Origin of the sequence: Microbacterium sp. MYb62, from assembly GCF_002979475.1 — a bacterium.
Lineage (GTDB): Bacteria > Actinomycetota > Actinomycetes > Actinomycetales > Microbacteriaceae > Microbacterium.
The window spans coordinates 451,424-473,482 of sequence record NZ_PCOY01000001.1 but is presented as its reverse complement, the minus strand read 5'-3'; the positions used below and the strand labels follow the sequence as shown (position 1 = coordinate 473,482).

The 22,059-nt window shown below is 69.5% G+C and carries 22 protein-coding genes; 12 read left to right on the top strand and 10 right to left on the bottom strand.

Features of this window, described 5'->3' with window-relative positions:
• Positions 1 to 43 precede the first annotated feature (43 nt).
• The 3 genes from CQ042_RS02315 (at position 44) to CQ042_RS02305 (ending at position 3,997) form a co-directional block, all read left to right on the top strand.
• Complete coding sequence (locus CQ042_RS02315; RefSeq protein WP_105668591.1) at positions 44 to 1,510, top strand: GuaB1 family IMP dehydrogenase-related protein; 1,467 nt, start codon at positions 44 to 46, stop codon at positions 1,508 to 1,510.
• Positions 1,511 to 1,622: 112 nt separating this feature from the next.
• Entirely contained in the window at positions 1,623 to 2,939 is a 1,317-nt protein-coding gene (locus CQ042_RS02310; protein WP_105668590.1) for a hemolysin family protein, read from the top strand.
• The gene (locus CQ042_RS02305) at positions 2,936 to 3,997 is read left to right on the top strand and encodes a hemolysin family protein (protein ID WP_105668589.1); all 1,062 of its coding nucleotides are present in this window, start codon (positions 2,936 to 2,938) and stop codon (positions 3,995 to 3,997) included. Before CQ042_RS02310 ends, CQ042_RS02305 begins: the two co-directional genes overlap by 4 nt.
• A 68-nt stretch (positions 3,998 to 4,065) precedes the next feature.
• Here the strand turns inward: CQ042_RS02305 and CQ042_RS02300 are convergent, their stop codons facing one another.
• On the bottom strand, positions 4,066 to 5,133 hold the full coding sequence (locus CQ042_RS02300) for an NADH:flavin oxidoreductase/NADH oxidase (RefSeq protein WP_105668588.1): 1,068 nt from the start codon (positions 5,131 to 5,133) through the stop codon (positions 4,066 to 4,068).
• A 56-nt stretch (positions 5,134 to 5,189) separates the two neighbouring features.
• On the opposite strand from CQ042_RS02300, the gene CQ042_RS02295 reads away from it, so the two are divergent.
• From CQ042_RS02295 to CQ042_RS02270, 6 genes are read left to right on the top strand one after another with little or no spacing between them, the layout of a single operon-like run.
• Positions 5,190 to 6,023 (top strand): NAD(P)H-hydrate dehydratase, encoded by an 834-nt coding sequence (locus CQ042_RS02295; RefSeq protein ID WP_105668587.1) that lies wholly within the window; start codon positions 5,190 to 5,192, stop codon positions 6,021 to 6,023.
• The gene (locus CQ042_RS02290; protein ID WP_258131947.1) at positions 6,020 to 7,255 is read left to right on the top strand and encodes a hypothetical protein; all 1,236 of its coding nucleotides are present in this window, start codon (positions 6,020 to 6,022) and stop codon (positions 7,253 to 7,255) included. The genes CQ042_RS02295 and CQ042_RS02290 overlap by 4 nt, the downstream gene beginning before the upstream one ends.
• A gap of 4 nt (positions 7,256 to 7,259) precedes the next feature.
• Entirely contained in the window at positions 7,260 to 7,589 is a 330-nt protein-coding gene (locus CQ042_RS02285) for a thiamine-binding protein (RefSeq protein WP_105668586.1), read from the top strand.
• Entirely contained in the window at positions 7,582 to 8,058 is a 477-nt protein-coding gene (locus CQ042_RS02280; protein ID WP_258131946.1) for a GNAT family N-acetyltransferase, read from the top strand. The genes CQ042_RS02285 and CQ042_RS02280 overlap by 8 nt, the downstream gene beginning before the upstream one ends.
• 9 nt (positions 8,059 to 8,067) lie before the next feature.
• Positions 8,068 to 9,297 (top strand): MFS transporter, encoded by a 1,230-nt coding sequence (locus tag CQ042_RS02275; RefSeq protein ID WP_105668585.1) that lies wholly within the window; start codon positions 8,068 to 8,070, stop codon positions 9,295 to 9,297.
• A gap of 9 nt (positions 9,298 to 9,306) precedes the next feature.
• Positions 9,307 to 9,918, top strand: a complete 612-nt coding sequence (locus tag CQ042_RS02270) for an NUDIX domain-containing protein (protein ID WP_105668584.1) — start codon at positions 9,307 to 9,309, stop codon at positions 9,916 to 9,918.
• 9 nt (positions 9,919 to 9,927) lie between these two features.
• On the opposite strand, the gene CQ042_RS02265 is transcribed toward CQ042_RS02270, so the two are convergent.
• The 3 genes from CQ042_RS02265 to CQ042_RS02255 form a co-directional block, all read right to left on the bottom strand.
• Positions 9,928 to 11,133, bottom strand: a complete 1,206-nt coding sequence (locus tag CQ042_RS02265; RefSeq protein WP_105668583.1) for a homoserine O-acetyltransferase — start codon at positions 11,131 to 11,133, stop codon at positions 9,928 to 9,930.
• A gap of 125 nt (positions 11,134 to 11,258) precedes the next feature.
• A complete protein-coding gene (locus tag CQ042_RS02260; RefSeq protein WP_181157408.1) occupies positions 11,259 to 12,203 on the bottom strand; it encodes an endonuclease/exonuclease/phosphatase family protein in 945 nt (314 codons plus the stop codon).
• A 126-nt stretch (positions 12,204 to 12,329) separates the two neighbouring features.
• Entirely contained in the window at positions 12,330 to 13,652 is a 1,323-nt protein-coding gene (locus CQ042_RS02255) for a bifunctional o-acetylhomoserine/o-acetylserine sulfhydrylase (RefSeq protein ID WP_105668581.1), read from the bottom strand.
• Positions 13,653 to 13,847: 195 nt separating this feature from the next.
• Here CQ042_RS02255 and CQ042_RS02250 point away from each other — a divergent pair, with 195 nt between their 5' ends.
• Genes CQ042_RS02250 through CQ042_RS02240 form a run of 3 tightly spaced genes read left to right on the top strand, consistent with a single transcriptional unit; the run spans position 13,848 to position 15,965 of the window.
• Positions 13,848 to 14,630: an SDR family oxidoreductase gene (locus CQ042_RS02250; RefSeq protein WP_181157407.1), complete on the top strand. Its 783-nt coding sequence runs from the start codon at positions 13,848 to 13,850 to the stop codon at positions 14,628 to 14,630.
• A gap of 2 nt (positions 14,631 to 14,632) precedes the next feature.
• On the top strand, positions 14,633 to 15,346 hold the full coding sequence (locus CQ042_RS02245) for a uracil-DNA glycosylase (protein WP_105668580.1): 714 nt from the start codon (positions 14,633 to 14,635) through the stop codon (positions 15,344 to 15,346).
• Positions 15,347 to 15,350: 4 nt separating this feature from the next.
• Positions 15,351 to 15,965 carry a GNAT family N-acetyltransferase gene (locus tag CQ042_RS02240; protein ID WP_105668579.1) on the top strand — a complete coding sequence of 205 codons (615 nt, stop codon included), beginning with the start codon at positions 15,351 to 15,353 and terminating at the stop codon, positions 15,963 to 15,965.
• A gap of 61 nt (positions 15,966 to 16,026) precedes the next feature.
• Here the strand turns inward: CQ042_RS02240 and CQ042_RS02235 are convergent, their stop codons facing one another.
• The 6 genes from CQ042_RS02235 to CQ042_RS02210 all read right to left on the bottom strand — a co-directional run bounded on the left by CQ042_RS02235 (position 16,027) and on the right by CQ042_RS02210 (position 21,982).
• A complete protein-coding gene (locus CQ042_RS02235; protein ID WP_181157406.1) occupies positions 16,027 to 16,824 on the bottom strand; it encodes an ABC transporter ATP-binding protein in 798 nt (265 codons plus the stop codon).
• On the bottom strand, positions 16,821 to 17,612 hold the full coding sequence (locus CQ042_RS02230) for an ABC transporter ATP-binding protein (RefSeq protein ID WP_105668578.1): 792 nt from the start codon (positions 17,610 to 17,612) through the stop codon (positions 16,821 to 16,823). The genes CQ042_RS02235 and CQ042_RS02230 overlap by 4 nt, the downstream gene beginning before the upstream one ends.
• Positions 17,609 to 18,478 (bottom strand): ABC transporter permease, encoded by an 870-nt coding sequence (locus tag CQ042_RS02225; RefSeq protein WP_105668577.1) that lies wholly within the window; start codon positions 18,476 to 18,478, stop codon positions 17,609 to 17,611. Before CQ042_RS02225 ends, CQ042_RS02230 begins: the two co-directional genes overlap by 4 nt.
• Positions 18,475 to 19,425 carry an ABC transporter permease gene (locus CQ042_RS02220; protein WP_105668576.1) on the bottom strand — a complete coding sequence of 317 codons (951 nt, stop codon included), beginning with the start codon at positions 19,423 to 19,425 and terminating at the stop codon, positions 18,475 to 18,477. The genes CQ042_RS02225 and CQ042_RS02220 overlap by 4 nt, the downstream gene beginning before the upstream one ends.
• Before the next feature lie 17 nt (positions 19,426 to 19,442).
• Complete coding sequence (locus CQ042_RS02215) at positions 19,443 to 20,963, bottom strand: ABC transporter substrate-binding protein (RefSeq protein WP_105668575.1); 1,521 nt, start codon at positions 20,961 to 20,963, stop codon at positions 19,443 to 19,445.
• Between the two features lie 92 nt (positions 20,964 to 21,055).
• Positions 21,056 to 21,982 carry an alpha/beta fold hydrolase gene (locus CQ042_RS02210; protein ID WP_105668574.1) on the bottom strand — a complete coding sequence of 309 codons (927 nt, stop codon included), beginning with the start codon at positions 21,980 to 21,982 and terminating at the stop codon, positions 21,056 to 21,058.
• Between the last annotated feature and the right edge of the window lie 77 nt (positions 21,983 to 22,059).

The window sequence follows — 22,059 nt, the reverse complement described above, 5'->3', positions numbered from 1 at the left end:
AAGCCGAGCGCCCACCGCGTCGCGATCTGGGTACCGTGGAAGCATGAAGTTCTCTGGAGCGCAGCCGACCGTCGATCTGACCTACTCCGACGTCTTCCTGGTACCGCGTCGATCGGCGGTCACCAGCCGTCTCCAGGTCGATCTCGCCCCGCAGGACGGCACTCCGGCGACGCTGCCGCTGGTGGCGGCGAACATGAACTCCGTGACGGGGCCCCGCATCGCGGCCGTGCTCGCACGTCGAGGTGCGCTCGGCGTTCTGCCGCAGGACCTCCCGTTGCAGGATCTGGATGCCGCGATCCGAGAGGTGAAGGCGCAGCCGGTCCTGTGGGACACCCCGCTCGTGCTGCCGCCGGAGGCGTCCGTCGCCGACGCCCTCCGCCTGCTTCCCCCGACGACAGGGCACGGGATCGTCGTCGCGCGGGGGGACGCGCGAGGGGAGGGGCCGATCGATGCCGAGCGCATCCTCGGCATCCTCCCGGCGACGCGCCTCGCGACCGCGCTTCCCGATGCGCAGCTCGGCGACCTCGTGCATCGCGGCACACCGTCCATCGACGCGGACGACATCGGCTCGGAGCGGCACGCGTTCGACGTCATCACCGCCGCCGATGTGGAGATGGTGACCGTCGTGCACCACGGACACCTGGTCGGCACGCTGAGCGCCCGCAGTGCGTTGCGGTCGACGCTGTACCGACCCGCTGTCGATGACGACGGTCGGCTCGCCGTCGCGGCGGCGGTCGGCATCAACGGCGACGTCGCCGCAAAGGCGAAGGCGCTGGCCGCGGCCGGAGTCGACGTCCTTGTCGTCGACACGGCGCACGGCCACCAGGACGGGATGCTGAGAGCGCTCCGCGCCATCGCCGACCTCGACCTGGGGCTGCCGGTCGTGGCGGGCAACATCGTCACCGCCGACGGGGTGGCCGATCTGGTCGACGCCGGCGCATCGATCCTCAAGGTCGGCGTCGGCCCCGGCGCGATGTGCACCACCCGCATGATGACCGCGGTCGGTCGCCCGCAGTTCTCCGCCGTGCTCGAGACTGCGCAGGCGGCACGGGAGCTCGGCGCCCACGTCTGGGCCGACGGTGGCGTGAGGTACCCGCGCGACGTGGCACTGGCCCTCGCCGCCGGAGCCGCATCCGTCATGGTCGGGTCCTGGTTCGCCGGGACGATCGAGGCCCCGGGAGAGCTGCAGCGCGATGCCGAGGGGCGCCTGTTCAAGGAATCCTGGGGCATGGCTTCGACCAAGGCCGTCCAGGCGCGGTTCGGGCGTCTCGATGCCTACGAGCGCGCTCGCAAGGAGCTCTTCGCCGAAGGCATCTCCTCGTCGAAGATCTATCTCGACCCGCTGCGCCCCGGCATCGAGGACCTTCTGGACATGATCACCTCGGGTGTGCGCTCGTCGTTCACGTACGCCGGCGCCTCGTCCGTGCCGGAGTTCCATGATCGGGCTCTGGTCGGGCTGCAGTCGGCGGCAGGATACGAAGAAGGGAAGGCGCTGCCGGTCAGCTGGTGATCGCGAGCGCGCACCCGGTCGTCTTCGGTACAATCGTCGGCATAATGGACGACCCTCCCAGTTGCAGAACATCGCCCCACTGTCCGCCTCTCTCACAGGAGAGGAACCGCTGATGGACTACATCATGTTGGGCGTGGGGCTCCTGCTCACGGTCGGCACCGGCCTCTTCGTCGCAAGCGAGTTCGCGCTGGTGAACCTCGACCGCGCCGACCTCGAGGCCCGGCAGGCACGCGGTGAATCGCGGCTCTCGCTCACGATCAGCGCCCTCAAGCACACCTCGACGCATCTGTCCGCTGCGCAGCTCGGCATCACCCTGACCACGCTGCTCACCGGTTACACGATGGAGCCGGCGCTGTCGAACCTTCTTCGTCCGACCCTGCTCGTCTGGAGCATCCCGGAGGCCGCCGTCGCTCCGATCGCGACGATCGTGGCCATGCTGATCGCCACCGTGCTCTCGATGATCCTCGGTGAGCTCGTTCCCAAGAACTTCGCGCTCGCCCTGCCTCTCGCCACGGCGAAGCTCGTGATCCCCTTCCAGATCGCGTTCACGACGGTGTTCAAACCCGCCGTCGTCGTGCTCAACGGCAGCGCCAACGGCGTGCTGCGCAGCATGGGGATCGAGCCCAAGGAGGAGCTCTCCGGAGCGCGCAGCGCGGAGGAGCTGTCGTCGCTGGTCCGACGCTCGGCGAACGCGGGTCTGCTGGAAGCCGATACCGCATCGCTGCTCGATCGCACCCTGATGTTCTCCCGACTCACCGCCGCCGATGTGATGACGGCCCGCCCGAGCATGCATGCGATCGCCGCGGGCGATTCCGCGGACGACGTGATCCAGCTCGCACGACGCACCGGCCACAGCCGCTTCCCCGTGTACGGCGATGACCTCGACGACATCATGGGCGTCGTGCACCTGAAAGCGGCGATCTCGGTGCCGCGGGATCGCCGCACCGAAGTGCCCGTCGGCGCGCTGTCCACCGATCCTCTCCGGGTTCCCGAGACCGCGCACGTCGACGGACTGATCGCCGAGCTCCGCGCACGCGGCTACCAGCTCGCCGTCGTCGTCGACGAATATGGAGGCACGGCCGGGCTCGTGACCCTGGAGGACCTCGTCGAGGAACTGGTCGGAGAGGTCGCGGACGAGCACGACCGGACCAGGGCCGGAGTCATCCGCAACCGGGAGGGGATCACCTTCCCCGGTGAGCTGCGCCCCGATGAACTGCGCCGTCGTGCCGGCGTGGAGGTGCCGGAAGGCGATGTGTACGACACCGTCGGCGGCTACGTCATGAGCGTGCTCGAACGGGTGCCTTCCGTCGGTGATGAGGTTCCGCTCGACAGCGGCGCGCTGCAGGTCGTCCGGATGGACGGCCGACGCGTCGATCGCGTGCGCTACGTCCCGAGTCCGCTCGACGGCGAAGAGGAGGCCACCCGATGAACGATTGGGGAGGACTCGCATGGCTGGTCGTGCTCCTGGTCGCGAACGCCTTCTTCGTCGGCGCCGAGTTCGCGGTGATCTCGGCTCGACGGTCGCAGATCGAGCCACGTGCCGATCAGGGATCCCGCGCCGCCAAGACGGCGTTGTACGCGATGGAGCACGCGACGCTGATGCTCGCGACGTCGCAGCTGGGCATCACGATCTGTTCGCTGCTCATCCTGAACGTCTCCGAACCCGCGATCCACCATCTGCTCTCCGTGCCGCTGCACGCACTCGGCTGGCCGGACGGCGTCGTCGACGCGGTCTCGTTCACGATCGCGCTGCTGATCGTGTCGTTCCTGCACGTGGTGTTCGGTGAGATGGTGCCGAAGAACCTGGCGTTCTCGGTGCCCGATCGTGCCGTGCTGATCCTGGCCCCGCCGCTCGTGTGGGTGTCGAAGGTGTTCATGCCGGTGATCTGGGTGCTCAATGCGGCCGCCAACGGCGTCCTGCGCCTGTTCCGCGTCGAGCCGAAGAACGAGGCGGCATCGACGTTCACCCTCGACGAGGTCGCGACCATCGTCAGTCAGTCGCGCCGCGAGGGCGTGCTCATGGACGCCGCGGGAACGGTCGCCGCGGCGGTCGAGTTCACCGACAAGAAGGCACGGGACGTCGCCGTGCCCCTGAGCGATCTGGTGACGCTGCCGCAGTCCACGACGCCGGACGACGTCGAGAAGGCCGTCGCCCGCTATGGATTCTCGCGCTACGTGATCGTCGACGCCGAGTCCGTGCCGATCGGATACGTGCATCTGAAGGACATCCTTCGTGCGTCCGAGGGCCCGGACGCGGAGACCAAGATGATCGAACCCATCCCCGCCAAGCGCATCCATCACATGGTGCCGGTCCAGGAGGACACGGATCTGGAGGATGCCCTCGCCGTCATGCGTCGCGCGGGGCGTCACCTGGCCAAGGTGCGCGACGCGCAGGGGAACACGACGGCGGTGCTGTTCCTCGAGGACATCCTGGAGGAGCTGGTCGGAGAGGTGCAGGACGCGACCCGTCGTTTCCGCGGACGCTGATCCGCATCTGGACGCATGAAGGCCGCCGTACCCGCGAGGGGATGGCGGCCTTCATGCATGACCGGGAGTCAGCGCCACCGCGCGCGCTCGTACTGCGGAGGCCAGGCGATCTCCGCTCCGAGCTCGTGAGCGGCGCGAAGTGCGAAATGCGGGTCGCGCAACCACTCCCGTCCGGCGAAGATCGCGTCGGCCGCGCCGTCGGCGAGCACCTGCTCCGCCTGCGCGGATGCGGTGATGAGTCCCACCGCGGACACCGGGATGCGACCGCCTTGGCGCACGGTCTCGGCGAGGGGCACCTGGTAGCCGGGGAAGACGCTGATCCGCTGATGCGCGACGAGACCGCCGCTGGAGACGTCGATCAGGTCGGCGCCGCGCTGCTCCGCCCAGCCGCCCACGATGGTCGCCTCCTCCGGGGTGAAGCCGCCCTCCGCGTGATCCGTCGCGGAGATCCGGACGAACAGCGGAACCTCGTCGCCCGCGGCCTCGCGGACGGCGTCGACGACGCGGAGCAGCAGACGGGCTCGATTCTCCAGGGAGCCGCCGTATTCGTCGTCGCGCAGGTTGGACAGCGGGGAGAGGAACTGATGCAGCAGGTATCCGTGTGCGCCGTGGATCTCCAGGACGTCGAAGCCCGCATCGAGCGCACGACGCGCCGCCGTCGCGAAGGCGGCGACCACACGGTCGATACCCGCGAGGTCGAGGGCGACCGGCTCGTCGAAGCCGTCGAACGCGAGCGCTGACGGGGCCGATGTGCGCCAGCCCCCCTCGGACGCGGGCACCGAGCCGCGCACGGGCGCCCAGGGCCACCAGGTCGATGCCTTGCGGCCGGCGTGGGCGAGCTGGATCCCGGCATGCGCCCCGCGATCGTGGATCGCCTGGACGATGGGAGCCAGTGCGTCGCGCTGTTCGTCGTTCCAGAGGCCGACGTCGCGCGGCGAGATCCGACCTTCCGGGACGACCGCGGTCGCCTCCGCGATGACGAGACCGGCGCCCCCCGAGGCGAACTGGGCGAGATGCGTGTGGTGCCAGTCCTGCACGACACCGTCGACAGCGCTGTACATGCACATCGGCGAGACCCAGAGGCGGTTGCGGAACGTGGCGGAACGGATGCTCAGCGGGGAGAAGAGAAGACTCACCGTACGACGCTACCGCCGAGCGGGTGCGCGGCGGGCCGTCGCACTAACGTGGAGTCATGCTCGAGGTACGCGGATGGACACGCGGCGACACGGCTCGTCTGTTCCGTGCGCCGACGCCGGAGGACGACAAGTACGCCCGCGGGGTCGTCGCTCTGCGCACGGGGTCGCCCGCCTATCCCGGAGCGGCCGTGCTCGGTGTCGAGGCCGCATGGCGCACCGGAGCAGGCTTCGTGCGGTACGTCGGCGCGGAGCGGGTCGGCGACGCGGTGCTCGCCCGTCGACCGGAGACCGTCGTCGGGGCCGACGCCGGGCACTCGCGCATCGACGCCTGGGTGATCGGCTCCGGCACGGATCCGGAGCAGCGCAGCGATGCCGAGAGCGCAGCTCTCCGCGAGATCCTCTCCGGCACCGCGCCGGTGGTGATCGACGCCGGAGCGCTCGATCTCGCTCCGGACGCGCACGCATCGTTCGTCGTGACTCCGCACGCGCGGGAGTTCGCCCGTCTTCAGGACCGTCTGGGCGTTCAGCGCGACGATCAGGATCGGGGGGAGTCCGTTCGGCGGGCTGCCGAGGCGATCGGCGGCACCGTGCTGCTCAAGGGCGCGCGGACGCTGGTGGCAGCGCCGGACGGCACCGTCATCGCCGTCGAAGCGGGCACCGGATGGCTGGCGACCGCCGGAACCGGTGACGTCCTCGCCGGGGTGCTCGGGGCGGTGCTGGCGTCGAACCCCGGCACCTCGCTCGCCGAGGCCGCTGCCGCAGGGGCCTGGCTGCACGGTCATGCGGCGCGGATCGCCGCCGGTGTGCGAGGTGGGGGACCGGGGCATCCGATCGTCGCGATGGATGTCGCCGAAGCCCTCCCCTCCGCGATCGCGGACGTCCTCGCGTGAAGCGCGCGTCGACGACGAGGGTGGTCGTGCTGTGGTGCGCGTTCCTCCTCGTGCATCTGCTCACGGCGTGGGCGGGCTGGGTGTATCCGAGTCAGCCCATGGGTGACGTCGTCCTGGTCTACGAGCCCTGGGCCTCCTCGGCGCTCGGCGGAGGGCCGATCGTCGGCGTCACCGAGACCTGGGTCTATCCGCAGCTGGCCCTCGTGCCGATGCTCGTCGCCGCCGCGTTCGCGTCGCCGCTCGTCCTGCTGCTCGGCGTCTCGAACGCGTATCTGGTGGGCTGGGCGGTGCTGGTGGTCATCCTCGACGCGGTCGCCTTCGGGGTGCTCGTCGGGCGCTCGCCGTCACACGCCCGCCGCGTCGCCGCGTGGTTCTGGTGCGCCGCCCTGCTTCTTCTCGGACCGATCGCCCTGTACCGGATCGACGCGGTCACGGTGCCTCTCGCGGTGATCGGCGGCCTCTGGCTCGTCGCACGGCCCGCGGTCGGCGCCGCCCTCCTGACGATCGGCGCGTGGATCAAGATCTGGCCCGGTGCGCTCGTCCTCGCCGCGGTGCTCGCGATGCGGGCACGGTGGCGGGTGCTCGCCGCCGCCGTGACGGTCACCGCCGCGGTCGTCGCGACGCTGCTGTTGCTCGGAGCGGACACCGAGGTCCTCGGGTTCCTGACGGAGCAGACCGGGCGAGGACTGCAGATCGAGGCGGTGGCAGCGACGCCCTTCCTGTGGTTGGCCGTCGCCGGAGCGGCGCGGATCGAGTACAGCTTCGAGATCCTGACGTTCCAGATCACCGCCCCGGGAGTGGATGCCGTCGCCGCGGCGCTCACACCGTTGATGGCGATCTCCGTGCTGGCGATCACCGCGGTCGGGGCGGTCAAGGCGGTGCGCGGGGCGTCCTTCCCCCGGCTGTTCCCGCCACTCGCGCTGACGTTGGTGACGCTGCTGATCGTCACCAACAAAGTCGGATCGCCGCAGTTCCAGACCTGGTTGATCGCCCCCGTGATCCTGTGGATCGTTCTAGACCGCGCCAGAGCACGCACACCGGCGGTCGTCGTCCTCGCGCTCTGCCTGCTCACCTGCCTCGTCTATCCGCTCGGCTACGATGCCCTGCTGCGTGCCGACGCTCTCTCCGTCGCCGTGCTCACGGTGCGCAACGTGCTTCTCCTCGTCCTGCTCGTCCTCGGCATCCGTGCGCTCGTGCGTGTGCCTGCCCGTCATCCGAAACCCAGGGAGTGAACCCATGCTGATCGCCTTCTCCGTCGCCCCGAGCGGCACCCCCGTAGACGGTCCCGAGCGCACCGATGCCTCCGTGCACGACGCCGTGGCCGCAGCTGTCCGCGTGGTGCGCGAGTCGGGACTGCCGCACCGCACCACGAGCATGTTCACCGAGATCGAGGGCCCTGACTGGGACACGGTCATGGACGTCGTCAAGCGTGCGACCGAGGCGGTCATGCCGTTCGGGTCGCGGGTGTCGCTGGTGCTCAAGGCCGATATCCGTCCCGGCTACTCCGGGGAGCTCGACGCGAAGATCGAGCGGCTGGAGGCGGCGATCGAGGAGTCCGGTGACTGATTCCGCTGCACCCGCGCTGGTCGCGCTCCGGCCGGCGCGAGCCGACGATGTCGAATGGATCGCGGAGTTGCGCGCCGACGTGCTCCGACCCGACCTGGAGCGGCTGGGCCGCTACGACGCCATCCGCGTCCGGCAGCGGTTCCGCGACGCCTTCGAGCCTGCGCAGACCCGGATCATCGTCGTGGACGGTACGGATGTCGGCTCGGTCGCCATCCGTTCGGAGGACGACGCGCGCTGGCTGGAGCACTTCTACATCGCGCCGTCGCATCAGGGGCGCGGTGTGGGGACCCGCGTCCTGGCCGCGGTCCTGGACGACGACGTGCTCTACCGCCTGAACGTGCTCCAGGGCAGTGCGGCGCGCAGCCTCTACGACCGCCACGGGTTCGTCCTCGAGAGCCAGGACGACGTGGACGTCTTCCTGCGCCTCGATCGGACCGGGCGGGCGATCGAGGAGTCCGACGGACGCTAAGCTGATCCGGTGAATCCCTCGACGCAATCGAGGGGTGCGGCGAAGAGGGCGCTCCTCTCTCTCGCCATCGGCAGTTTCGGTATTGGCATGACCGAGTTCGTGGTCATGGGTCTGCTGCCGAACATCGCCGCCGACCTGCTGCCCTCGCTCTGGGCCACCAGTCGGGAGGAGGCGCTGAGCCAGGCCGGCTGGCTCATCTCGCTGTATGCGCTCGGTGTGGTGGTCGGTGCGCCGACCATCGCGGGATTCGTCGCGCGGTATCCGCGGCATCGCGTGATGATCGTGCTCGCTCTCACCCTGACGCTTTTCAACGCGCTCACGGTGGTCCTGCCCACGTTCGAGCTCGTCGCCGCCTCCCGTTTCCTCGCAGGTCTCCCGCACGGCGCCTACTTCGGCATCGGAGCGCTCGTCGCCGCCGACGTGATGGGTCCGGGCAACCGCGCCAAGGGCGTGGCGTTCATCCTCACGGGGTTGACCGTCGCCAACGTGATCGGCGTGCCTCTGGGCACCTTCCTCGGGCAGGAATGGGGCTGGCGGGCGGCATTCGCGGTCGTGGCGGTCGTGTTCGCCCTCGCGACGCTGTTCATCGCGCTGTTCGTCCCCGAGCACCCGGGCGACCCCGGACGCACGATGCGCCAGGAGCTCAGGGTCTTCCGCATCCCGCAGGTGTGGCTCACGCTCGGCGTCGGGGCGATCGGCTTCGGCGGCTTCTTCGCCGTCTACAGCTACATCGCGCCCGTGGTGACCGAGGTCGCCGGTTCGCCGGACTGGGCGGTCCCGATCGTGCTCGTGCTGATGGGCGTCGGCATGACCGTCGGAAACCTCGTCGGCGGCCACCTCGCCGACATCGATCTGCGCCGCACGCTGCTGTTCGGACTCGCGGCGATGGCCGTGGTCTTCGCGGTGCTCGCGTTCCTGTCGTTCTGGATCGTGAGCCTCGGACTGACGGTGCTCGTGGTCGGCTTCGTCTCCTCGGTGCTGAGCCCGACGATCCAGACACGACTCATGGATGTGGCCGGAGACAACCAGTCGATCGCGGCGGCGCTGAACCACTCGGCTCTGAACATCGGCAACAGCCTGGGCGCCTTCCTCGGCGGGGTGGTGATCGCCGCCGGCTGGGGCTTCACCGCTCCGGCGTGGGCGGGGGCCGCACTCGCGGTGGCCGGCCTGCTGATCGCGCTGCTGTCCTACCGCTGGGAAGCACGCCGCCCCGCCACTGTGGGGCTCATCGCATCGTAGAGTGACGGGGTGAGCGCCCCTGAGTCGTCCCTGCCTGTCGCCGGCACCGTCGTCCTCCTCCGCGACGCCGAGCCCGGCTTCGAGGTGCTGCTGATCCGGCGGCCCGATCGCGGGTCGTTCGCCGGAGCGTGGGTGTTCCCCGGCGGCAAGGTCGAACCAGGGGACCTCCGCGACGGCGCCATCGAGGTCGAGGACGCGCGCCGCGCGGCGATCCGGGAGACCTTCGAGGAGGTCGGCCTCACCGTCGCCGACCTCACCGTGCTCTCGGAATGGCGACCGCCCATCGAGGCGCCCACGCGCATCCGCACCTGGTTCTTCCTGGCGGAGGCACCGAAGGAGGAGCCTTCGCCCGCGGTGGACGAAGTGGCGGAGATCGCCTGGCTGAGTCCTTCCGCGGCCCTGGCGAGGCACGGTGCGGGGGAGTGGACGCTCTACCCTCCGACGTGGATCACACTGCATCAGCTCTCGGCGTTCGCCGACACCGGTGCCGTGCTCGCATCCGGCGGCGTGGCGCAGCTGTTCCAGACGCGTGTGCGGCGTTCGGACGCGGGCCAGGCGTTCGCCTGGGCGCACGGACGGCTGGAGGCGGGGGTGCTGCCCTGGCGGTTCGTCGCCGACTGAGTGGTGCGCTCAGCTCTCGAGCAGTCGCCGCAGATTCGAGCCGACGGCCTCGGTCTCGATCAGGAAGCCGTCGTGCCCGAAGTCGCTGGTGACGACCACCGCCTCCTCATCGATCACGTTCGGGATGCTGCGGGCGATGCGCTGCTGCCCGTCGACCGGGAACAGGCGGTCGCTGTCGATGCCGAGCACGAGGGTGGTGGCCGTCACCGCGTGCAGCGCCTCTTCGACTCCGCCGCGTCCGCGGCCGATGTCGTGCGAGTTCATGGCCTCCACGAGTGTGATGTAGCTGTTGGCGTCAAAGCGTCGTGTGAACTTGTTGCCGTGGAAGTCGAGGTACGACTCCACGGCGAAGCGTCCACCGTGTCCGAGCGGGGACACATCGGACTGCCATGACCGTTGGAACCGCTGGTTGAGCTCGATCGGGCTGCGATAGTTCAGCAGCGCCATACGCCGCGCCAACGCGAGGCCGCGGTGAGGACCGTCGCCGTCTCCCAGGTCGTAGTACTCGCCGCCTTGGAAGCGCGGATCCATCCGGATCGTCTCGAGCTGCACCGTGTTCAGCGCGATCTGGTCGGCCGTCGTCACGGGGGGAGAGGAGAGGACGGCGAGCCGTTCCACCCGCTCGGGGTGCGTGGCGGCCCATTCGAGCGCGTGCATGCCGCCCATGGAACCGCCGATGACCGCCGCCCAGGTGCCGATGCCGAGCGCGTCCGCCAGGCGCACCTGCGCGGCGACCTGATCGCGGATGGTCAGGTACGGGAAACGAGACGCCCATTCGTACCCGTCGGGTGCGACGCTCGCAGGCCCCGTGGAGCCCTGGCACCCGCCGAGCATGTTCGGCGCGATGACGAACCAGCGGTCGGTGTCGAGCGGGGCGCCGGGACCCGTGATGTCCTCCCACCAGCCCGCCGTGGGGTGGCCCGCGCCGGCGGCGCCGCGCACGTGGCTGTCTCCGGTGAGCGCGTGCAGCACCAGCACGGCGTTGTCGCGCGCGGTGTTCAGCTCGCCCCAGGACTCGTAGGCGATGCGGATGCCGGGGAGTTCCGCGCCGCTCTCGGTGGTGAAGGGGCCGGAGGCGGCGAAGCGGCGACCGCCCACGGGATCTCCGTCGCGCCACGCGCCGGTGGCCGGTGGGCGGGCACGGAGCAGCCGGACGTCGGCCTCCGTCACGGGCGCTGAGGGCACCGTGTCCTCGGAGGTCGTCTGCCAGTCCATGTCTCCATTCTCGCCTGGTCGGGAAGCGGCCGGTGGCAGGTTACGACCTGATGTCCTTTCGGCGCTGCGGAGCCCGCCGATCGAGAGAGTCGGATTCCGTGCACCCGGATCCGGGTGCGCTCCTGTCAGCGCACTCGGGTCAGGGTGGCGAGATGATCGCTGTTCCCGGCCCGCATCGTGTTCGACGTGACGACATCGAGTCCGCGGACGAACACCTGGTCGATGCGCACGAGGGGGAACGCGACGGGCCAGGTGAATCCGAGGGTCCCGTCGGTCGGACGTGCCCAGTCCGCCTCGGCGCGCAGGGCGGCCAGCGCCGGGTCGGTCGACGGCGCGTTGAAGTCGCCGACGGCGATGAGAGATTCTGCGGGATCGGCGGCGACCTGTTCCGCGATGCCGCTCAGCATCGTGTCGCGGTCCTGCTGATGTCCCGGCCGCACCGATGCCGCGTGCAGCACGTACACGGCGACCGGCGCCGACGGCACCTGTACCTCGACGCGGAGCGCCCGCTTCCAACTGAGGCCCAGCGTGAGCGGCTCGGCATCCGTGAGCGGATACCGGCTCCAGACACCGACGGTTCCCACCGTGTACGAGTGCGGATATTCGGTGGCGAGGGCGTTCTGCGCCGCGGAAAGGCTGTCTCCGTCGAGCTCGACGAGGGCGATCACGTCGGCACCGCTCTGCGCGAGCTCGGCCGCGGACGCGGCGGCCCCGCCGGATCGGGCCCGCACGTTCTGGCTCACGACCGTCAGCTCGGACGCGGATGCCGACTCCGATCCTGTCTGACCGGGAAGGCCGGGAAACGCCGGTGCCATCGCGAGGATCCACAAGAGGGCGGGGACCAGGATCAGGATGATCATCCGGCGAGTGAGGAACAGTGCGATGACGAGCAGCGCGAGAAGGACGAGTCCGAGCCAGGGGAGTGCAGCCGCGACCGCTGTCCCGACGATCCCGGGTATCCAGCCGCCTGCCACGACGAACAGCAGCACGATGCTGGCGACGGCGAGCCATCGGGCGGCAGCGGTGGGGGCACGCCGGGTGTGCGGCGGTCGGTGTTCGACGTCGATCATGCTCTCCTCACGGCGGGATCCCATTCTCGACGGAACCGCCTGTGGGTCGGCCGGGTGGGCCGTCGCCTGCATGCGACGATGCCCCGGAACTCACGGCTCCGGGGCATCGTCGTCGGTGTGTGCGGGTCAGGCGCGAGCGGCCTCCGACACGGCCCGGGCTGCGGCGAGAGCCTGCTCGAGGTCTGCCTTGAGGTCGTCGACGTTCTCGATGCCGACGGAGAGGCGCACGAGGCCAGGAGTCACCCCGGCGGTCAGCTGCTGCTCGGGCGTCAGCTGCGCGTGGGTGGTGGACGCGGGGTGGATCACGAGCGAGCGCACGTCGCCGATGTTGGCGAGGTGGCTGAACAGCGACAGGCTGTTCACGAACTCGCGACCGGCCTCGACACCACCCTTCAGCTCGAACGACAGCACGGCGCCGACGCCCTTGGGGGCGTACTCGTTCGCCTTGGCGTACCAGGGCGACGAGGGCAGACCCGAGTAGTTGACGGTCGCGACGTCGTCACGGCTGTCGAGCCACTCGGCGATCTCCTGCGCGTTCTGCACATGGCGCTCGATGCGCAGCGACAGGGTCTCGACGCCCTGGATGAGGTTCCAGGCGCTCTGCGGGGCGATGGCCGATCCCAGGTCGCGGAGCAGCTGCACGCGGGCCTTGATGATGTAGGCGAGCGGGTCCCCGACGGCGGCCGTGTAGCTGGCGCCGTGGTAGGACGGGTCCGGAACCGTGAGGCCGGGGAAGGTGTCGACGTTCTTCGACCACTCGAACTTCCCGCCGTCGATGATGACGCCGCCGATCGTGGTGCCGTGGCCGCCGAGGAACTTCGTCACCGAGTGCACGACGATGTCGGCGCCGAACTCGAACGGGCGGATCAGGTAGGGGGTCGCGATCGTGTTGTCGACGATCAGCGGGACACCGGCGGCGTGAGCGACATCGGCGACCGTGCGGATGTCGAGGATGTTGATCTGCGGGTTGCCGATGGTCTCCGCGAAGAACAGCTTCGTGTTCGGACGAACGGCACGACGCCACTCCTCGGGGTCGTCCTGGTTCTCCACGAAGGTGACCTCGATGCCGAGCTTCGCGAGGGTGTACTTGAAGAGGTTGTAGGTGCCGCCGTAGATCGAGCTCGAGGCGACGAAGTGGTCGCCGGCCTCGGCGATGTTCAGCACGGCGAAGGTCGATGCCGCCTGACCGCTGGCGAGCACGAGGGCGCCGGTGCCGCCTTCGAGCGCGGCGAGACGCTGCTCCAGGACGTCCTGCGTCGGGTTCTGGATGCGGGTGTAGATGTTGCCGAACTCCGCCAGGGCGAAGAGATTCGCCGCGTGGTCCGCGCTGTCGAACACGTACGAGGTGGTCTGGTAGATCGGCGTGGCACGTGCCTTCGTGACCGGGTCGGGGGCGGCGCCCGAGTGGATCTGCTTGGTCTCGAAACGCCAGGACTCGGGTGCGGACATGTGATTCCCCCAGGAGTGGTCGGAAGGTCGGGTGGCGGATGCCGTTGCAGCGAGAGTACGGAATATCGGTGCTTGTCAACAACAGATGGGAAATGTGACGTAACACAGCGGAAGCCCGGAATCACGCGGCTGAGCGATCTGCGACAGCCCCGTGGGGGAGTCCGCGATCCGAGGAGAACGCCGTACGGTGGAGGCATGGTGAACAGGCGTGCAGTGGTGACAGGTGCGAGCTCGGGCATCGGCGCGGCGACGGTGCGTGCGCTCCGTGCTCGAGGATGGGATGTCGTCGGGGTGGCGCGACGCGAAGACCGGCTGTCCGCGCTCGCCGCGGAGACCGGAGCCTCGGCCATCGCCTGCGACCTGACGGATGCTGCGGCCGTCGCATCGCTGGTGGACGAACTCGCGAGGTCCGGGCCGGTGCACGCGCTGGTGCAGGTCGCCGGAGGCGCGAGGGGGACCGATCGCATCGAGGATGCATCCGTGGAGGACTGGCAGTGGATGTTCGATGCGAACGTCCTGGCGAGTCAGCGCCTCGTCGCGGGTCTGCTTCCGCTGCTGCGCCGCGCCGCGACCGCGGACGGCCACGCCGACACCGTCTTCGTCACCTCCACGGCCGCGCAGACGGCATACGCCGGGGGTGCGGGATACAACGCCGCGAAGGCCGCAGAGGGGATGCTGGTCAAGGTCCTCCGGCAGGAGCTCAACGGCGAGCCGATCCGTGTCGTCGAGGTCGCGCCCGGGATGGTGCACACCGAGGAGTTCACGCTCAATCGCCTGGGTGGCGATGCTGTCGCGGCCGAGGCCGTGTACTCGGGGGTCGACGCGCCGCTGCAGGCCGACGATGTCGCCGACGTGATCGCTTACGCTCTGGAGTCGCCCGGGCATGTGAACCTCGACCTGATCACGATGCGCCCGGTGGCGCAGTCGGCGCAGCACCTGCTCGCTCGCGGCCCGCTGCGTGTGCGGTCCATCGACTGACGATGGCGCCGACCCTCTTCGAGCTCGCCGACGACGGACGGATCGATCCCGGCTGGGCGGAGGCGCTGGCTCCAGCCCAGGACACGATCACCGCACTGGGTGAGCGGCTGCGCGCGGAGCACGATGTCGGGAACGGTTATCTCCCGGCCGGTGAGAACGTGCTCAGGGTGTTCCAGAGGCCGCTGGCCGACGTGCGCGTGCTGATCACCGGTCAGGACCCCTACCCGACGCCGGGGCACCCGATCGGGCTGTCGTTCGCGGTCGACCGCGAGGTGCGACCCCTGCCGCGGAGCCTGTCGAACATCTACAAGGAGCGCGAGAGCGATCTCGGCATCCCACCCGCCCCGCACGGCGACCTCACCGCGTGGAGCGATCAGGGGGTGCTCCTGCTCAACCGCGTGCTCACGGTGCGTCCCGGCGAGGCCGCCTCGCACCGAGGCTGGGGATGGGAGACGGTGACGGAGCTGGCGATCCGTACGCTCGCCGCCCGCGAGCAGCCTCTCGTCGCGATCCTCTGGGGACGGGACGCGGCGAACCTGCAGCCGATGCTGGGCATGACGCCGGTGATCGCCTCGGCGCATCCATCGCCGTTGTCGGCACGTCGCGGGTTCTTCGGCTCCCGCCCCTTCTCGCGGGCGAACCTGCTCCTCGAGGAGCAGGGAGCGGATCCGGTGGACTGGCGGGTGGAAGGCGAAGCCGCTCCGTCCCTAAGCTGAACCCATGCAGTTCGAGCCGGGGGACCGTCGTCGCGTCCTGCCGCGCCATCTGCGCCCCCAGATCGCGCCCGAGGTCTTCTCCTACGCGATCCGCGCCGCCAGGCCCGCCGACCTTCCTCACGTGCGCGAGATCTACAACCACTTCGTGAGCAATTCCGCCGTGACGCTCGACGAGCGTCGCAGCAGCATCCCGTACTGGCGGGACAAGTACGCCCTGCTCACCCGGTTGGAGTTGCCGTTCCTCGTCGCGGTCTCGCCGGGAGGCGTGGTGATCGGGTATGCGCTCGCGCAGCCCTGGGCGGGGAAGAACGCCTACAAGTACACGGTCGAGGACTCGATCTATCTCGGGCCCGGTGCCGGCGGGAAAGGGCTCGGAGCGGCGCTGCTGCGGGCGCTCATCGACGCGTGCGAGCAGATCGGCCTCCGGGAGATGGTGGCGGTGATCAGTGATCAGGGCGCGGAGGCCTCGATCCGACTGCACGAGAAACTCGGTTTCGTCGAGGCCGGGCGGATGGGCCGGGTCGGGCACAAGTTCGGCCGCGATCTCGGCACCGTCTACATGCGCCGCGTGCTGCGTCCCACAGGACGACGGCGGAGGCTCTTCGGCCCCGGGCGCTGAGGAAGCGCGTCTCGCCCCACCGGCGCGCGTTCGACGGCGGAGACGACACCCGGGCGTTCGTTCATCGACCGGGAGCCGCGGGGATCACCGGGATCGCCGCCAGCAGCGCCTTCGTGTACTCCTGCGTCGGATGCAGGAGCACGTCCTTCGTGGCTCCTCGTTCGACGATGTGCCCGTCCTTCATCACGACGACGGTGTCACACAGATTCTGCACCACCCCGATGTCGTGCGACACGAGCACGAGCGTGAGGTCGGTCGTCCGTCGCAGCTCGACGAGCAGGTCCAGGATCTGCGCGCGCACCGTCACATCCAGCGCCGACAGCGGCTCATCGCCCACCAGGATCCGCGGACGATGCACGATGGCCCGTGCGAGTGCGATCCGCTGCCGTTGTCCGCCCGAGAACTCGTGCGGGTAACGGTCGCCCATCTCCGGTTCCAAGCCGACCTGTGCGAGCACCTCGCGGACGCGTGCACGGTGATCGCCGTCGATGTCGAGAGCCCAGAGCGGCTCCCGAACGATCTGGCCTGCCGTCATGCGGGGGTCGAGTGAGGCGTAAGGGTCCTGGAAGACGAGGCCGGTCTCCCGTCGCAGCCAGTGCAGCGACCGCGCCGATGCCGCGGCATCCACCCGTCTGCCGTCGACGGTCACGGTGCCGGATGTCGGTCGGTCGAGCCCGAGCAGCAGTCGCACCAGCGTGGACTTCCCCGAACCCGACTCGCCGATGACGCCCACGGACGAGCCCTCGACGATGTCGAGGTCGGTGGGTGCGAGCGCTGTCTGCGTTCTGGTGCGCTCGAAGGCCGAGCGCTTCGGCATGAAGAAGTCTCGAGCGAGCCCGCGAGCCTCGATGAGGGTCATGCGGCACCGCCGTCCGGGCGCCACAGCGTCGCCGTCGCATCGCGCAGAAGGCCCTGGGTGATCGGGGAGGTCGGTGCCGAGAGGAGGGCCGAGACAGGGGCCGCCTCCACGACCCGCCCGCGTTCGAGCACGACGCCCTCGGTCGCGACCTGAGCCAGGACGGCGAGATCGTGGGTGATGAACACCAGGGACATGCCCTCGTCGGCGACGAGCGCGAGAAGCAGCGAGAGGATCTCGGCTTGGATCGTGACGTCGAGAGCCGTCGTCGGCTCGTCGGCGATGAGCAGGCGCGGCCGGCAGGCGAGCGCCATCGCGATCGCGACGCGCTGCCGCTGGCCGCCGGAGAGCTGGTGGGGGTATCGATCCACGATCGACTCCGGATCGGGCAGTCGTACGCGGGCAGCCTCCGCGATCGCTCGTTCCCTGGCCTCGCGGCGGCCGAGCCCCTCGTGGATGCGGATCGACTCCGCGATCTGCCTGCCGACCGTTCTGATCGGATTCAAGGCGGTCCGCGGCTCCTGGAACACGATGCCGATGTCATCGCCACGGAGTCGGGCCAGCTCGCGGTCCGGCATCCCGATCAGCTCGGTGCCGTTCCAGCGGATGCTCCCGCTCGCGGTCGCGCCGTCGGGGAGCAGCCCCAGCACGGCGAGGGCGGTGAGCGACTTGCCCGAGCCGGACTCGCCGATCAGCCCGAGCCGCGCGCCGTCCGGTACCTCGAACGAGATGCCGTCGACGACGCGCCGTCCGTCGATCTCGATCACCAGATCCTGCACGGAGAGACTCATGCGACCACCCCCGGTGTGTGGAGCTCGGCGGCACGGTGACGCAGAGTCGGATCCGTCGCCTCGCGCAGGCCGTCACCGAGGAGATTCAACGCGAGCACCGTGATCGTGATCGCGAGGCCGGGCCAGATCACCGACAGCGGATGCACACCGATGTAGCGCTGGAGGTCGGCGAGCAGCAGGCCCCAGCTCGGCTCGACCACCGAGGCACCGAAGCCCAGGTACGACAGGCCGGCCTCGGCGAGCACGGCGACGGCCATCGACCAGGACAGCTGCACGATGAAGACCGGGGCGACGTTCGGGAGCAGATGGCGCACGAGGCTCTGCATCGGGGTGAGGCCGGAGGCGCGTGCCGCCAGCACGAAGTCGCTCTGCTGCACCCGGCGGAGCTCGGGGCGCGTGACACGGGCGATGTTCACGCCGAAGCCGATGCCCACGGCCCAGATCACCACCCACAGTGAGCCTCCCCACACCGACGAGATCATCATGGCGATCAGCAGCACGGGGAAGGCGATCAGGATGTCGACCAGCACCGCGACGGTCTCGCGCACCCCGCGTGTGGTGAGAGCGCCGAGGGCTGCGAGAGCGATGCCGACCAGGGTGGCCACGATTCCGGCGCCGACGCTCACGAAGACGGTCGTGCGTGCCCCCGCCATGAGCAGGCTCAGGATGTCACGGCCGGTGTCGTCGGTGCCGAGGAGGTGCGGCCAGCTCGGCGGAAGCCACCGTTCGCCGATGTCCGATGCCTGCGGGTCGAAGGGCGTCCAGAAGAGGGAGACGAGCGCCGTGGCGGCGATGACGAGGACGACGATGATCCCGAAGCACCCCGTGGGCGTGCCCCAGAGTCGGCTGAGCCAGCGCGGAGTCATGCGGCCTCCCGCTGGCGAGGGTCGATGGCGCGGTGCAGCAGGTCGACCAGGAAACCGACGACCAGGACGAATCCCGTCAGCACCAGAAGCTCGCTCTGCACCTTGATGAGGTCGCGCGTGCCGACGTCCGCGACGAGCATCCGCCCGATCCCCGGGAGGGTGAAGAGCTGCTCGATCACGACCGATCCGACGATGATCCCGGCGATCTGGAGCCCGAGCACCGTGATGATCGACAGCCCGACCGCGGGGATCCCGTGCTGGATGAGCGCGCGCGTGCGGGTGAGCCCCTTCGCCGCGGCTGTGCGGACGAAGTCCTGCCCCGCGGCCTGCAGAGTCGCGCTGCGCACGAAGCGCATCAGCATCGCGCCTTCGACGATGCCGATCGTGAGGGCGGGGAGCAGCAGCGCTTCGATCGCCCTGCCGGGGGTCGACCACCCGGTGCGCGGGAAGCCCTGCGGCGGAAGCCACCCCAGCCAGACCGAGAACACCACGATCAGCATCATCCCGGCCCACACCACGGGCACCGCGGCCAGTGTCTGCGCGCCGACGCTGAGCGCTGTGCCGCCGCGGCGGTTGCGCAGGAGCGCGGCGAGGATGCCGAAGGGCACCGCGATGAGCACCGCGATGAGGAGCGACATGACGCCCAGGGGGACGGTCACCTGCGCCTTGAGGAAGAGCTCCTCGCTGACGGACGCCCCGGAGAGCAGCGATGTCCCGAGATCCCCTCGGAAGATGCCGCCGATCCAGTCGGTGTACTGCGCGAACAGCGGCCGATTCAGTCCGAGGGATTCGCGCAGCGCCTCGACTTCGGCGGGGGAGGCCTGCGTGCCGGCGATGAGCTGAGCGACATCACCGGGGAAGACACGCAGCGTCAGGAAGATGAGCACGCTCGACACGAGGAGCCCCGCGATGAGCAGGGCCCCTCGGACGAGCGCGTAGCGGATCACGAAGGGGTGACCGCTCGCTACTTCTCAGCGGAGACGGTGACGCCGGCGAGGTTGATGCGGGAGTTGATCGAGTCCTCGGGGAAGCCCGCGACGATCGGACTCACCGCGGTGATGGTCTCCCCGTTGTACAGCCAGTCGGCGGCGTGGTCCTCCGAGACGATGCGCGCGGCCTGCGCGAGCAGCTCGGCGGACTTGTCCGGGTCGACCTCGGCCAGTGCCTTCGTGTAGAGATCCTGGACCTCGGCGTTGTCGTAGCCGAAGTAGTACTCGGGATCGGCGAAGTTGCCGAAGTCGCGCGGCTCGACGTGGAGCACGAAGCTGAGGTCGTAGTCGTGGTTGGTGTAGACATCCTCGAGCCAGGTCGGGAACTCGACCGAGTTCACCTCGAGCGCGACGCCGACCTTCTTGAAATCGGAGATCAGCACCTTCGGCACGGTCGTCCCGTAGAACGCGGGGATCGTCAGCGTCAGCTCCAGATCCTCCTGGCCGGCTTCGGCGAGCAGCTCCTTCGCCTTCTCCGGGTCGTAGGAGATCACGTCGGAGAGGTCCTCGTACCCGGGGTCGAGCTCGGGGATCGGGCCGTACAGTGCAGTGCCGGCGCCGACGGCCTCGATGAGGGCATCATGGTCGATGGCGAGTCGCAGGGCCTCGCGCACGCGGACGTCGTCGAGGGGTGCCTTCTTGTTGTTGAAGGCCAGGGTCGCTTTGTCGGTCGTCCGGCCCGTCGTGAGGGCGAAGTCGCCGGAGTCCTCGAGCTGAGGGGCGAGGTTCGGATCGACCGCGGTGAGGACATCGACGTCTCCGGCCAGTGCGGCGTTGACACCGGCCGTGAAGTCGGGGATGTACTGGAACTCCACCTGCGCGACGCCGGCCTGCTCGCCCCAATAGGCGTCGTTGCGGGCGAAAGTGATGGTGCTGCCCTTGTTCCAGCGCGTGAGTGTGAACGGACCGGTGCCGTTCTCCGCGGTCTTGAGGTCGGTCGTGTCGCCGGACTTGAACACGAGTCCCGCAGGTCCGGTCAGGGCGAACAGGAAGTTCTGGTTGGGCTCCGAGAGCACGATCTCGACCGTGGTGGCATCCGGCGCCGTGATCGACGTCACAGCGGCGAAATCGGCGTTGCCCTGCACGGTCGCGTCGGTGCGCACGGTCTCGTACGACGAGACGACGTCGGCGGAGGTGAGCGGCGTGCCGTCGTGGAACACGACGCCGTCGTTCACGGTGAAGGTGTAGGTGAGCCCGTCGGAGGAGACTTCATAGTCGGAGGCGAGACGCCCCTCGATCTCGTTGTCCTGGGTGCGGGTGACGAGACCCTCATAGATGTTGTCGATGAGGATCTGCTCGAGTGCCGCACCGCTCGTGTGCCGGATGTCGAGGTTGGTCGGCTCGAGCACGAGGCCGACGTGGAGCGTCGCGTCCGGGTCGGGGGTGCCAGGAGAGCTCGTGGGCTCCTGCGCGGGAGTGCCGGAGCAGGCGCTCAGGATCACGGCGGTGGCCGCGAGCGCGGATATCAGCGCGAGACGTCGGGTGCGTCGGAACATGGGCGTTTCCTCTCGGTGCGGCAGGTGCTGTGTGCCGTTGGATCGAGCCTAGGGATGCGGGAACGGGTGAGGGTCGGATGTGGAACGGAACGTCATATTCCGCGAGCGGGCGCCGCCGATCCGATGAGGGTGGACAGAGCGCCCGGCGCCGTCTCCTGCACGTTGTGGGTCGCATCCAGGACGATCACGTCCGCTGCGGGCACGCGCCGCTGGAACTCAGCGGCATCCGCCTCGCTGACGAACCCTCGCGCGGCGCGGACGAGCGTGATCGGGGAGCGGACTGCCGCGAGGTCGTCCCAGCCCGTCTCGTGGAGCGCGGACGGAGCGGCTGCGGATCCGGCGTCGTGCGCAGCGAGGGCCTGGGCGGCGAGGTGCGCGAAATGGTGTTTCCACTCCACGCGGCCGTCCGCACGCACGCGCGTGTTCAGGAAGACGCCGCGTTCGGTCTCCGGACGAGTCCCGCCGAAACCGAGCGACATCGCCTTGTCGACGAGTTCGTCGCGGGAGGCGAAGTCGGTGGGGCCCGCATAGAACTCGCGTAGCGCGGCGGGTCCGGCTGTCACGTCGATGCCGGGTGTGATGTCGACGACTATGAGCTCGGACACCAGGTCGGGTCGGGAGGCGGCGAGAGCGGCGCCGGTGAGCCCGCCCAGCGACTGTCCGACGACGATCTGCGGCTGCGCCGTCCAGGCGTCGAGCGCGGCGGCGACGTCGCGGGCGAGTGTGCGCGGCGTGTAGTCGGCGTCGTCGCGCCACGAGGAGTCGCCATGGCCCGCGAGATCGATCGCGAGCAGGGGCTGCGCGAGGGAGAGAGCCGTGGTGTCCCAGGTGTGGGCGTTCAGGCCTGCCCCGTGGAGCAGCGTCACACGGGGAGCCTCGGTGCCGAACCGCAGGGCGCTCAGGGTGCGACCGTCATCGAGGCGGAGGGTCAGGCGCGCCACCTCGGGGAGAGGGACGCCGAGAGAATCGGCCTGTGCGGGGAGATAACTGAACTCGCTGATGTCGATCGCCACCTCCATATTCTGCGCCCTTGCGGAGGGGCGGAGGAAATGCGGGAGCGTTATGACAAGCCAGTGCGTCCCTACGTCACGCATTA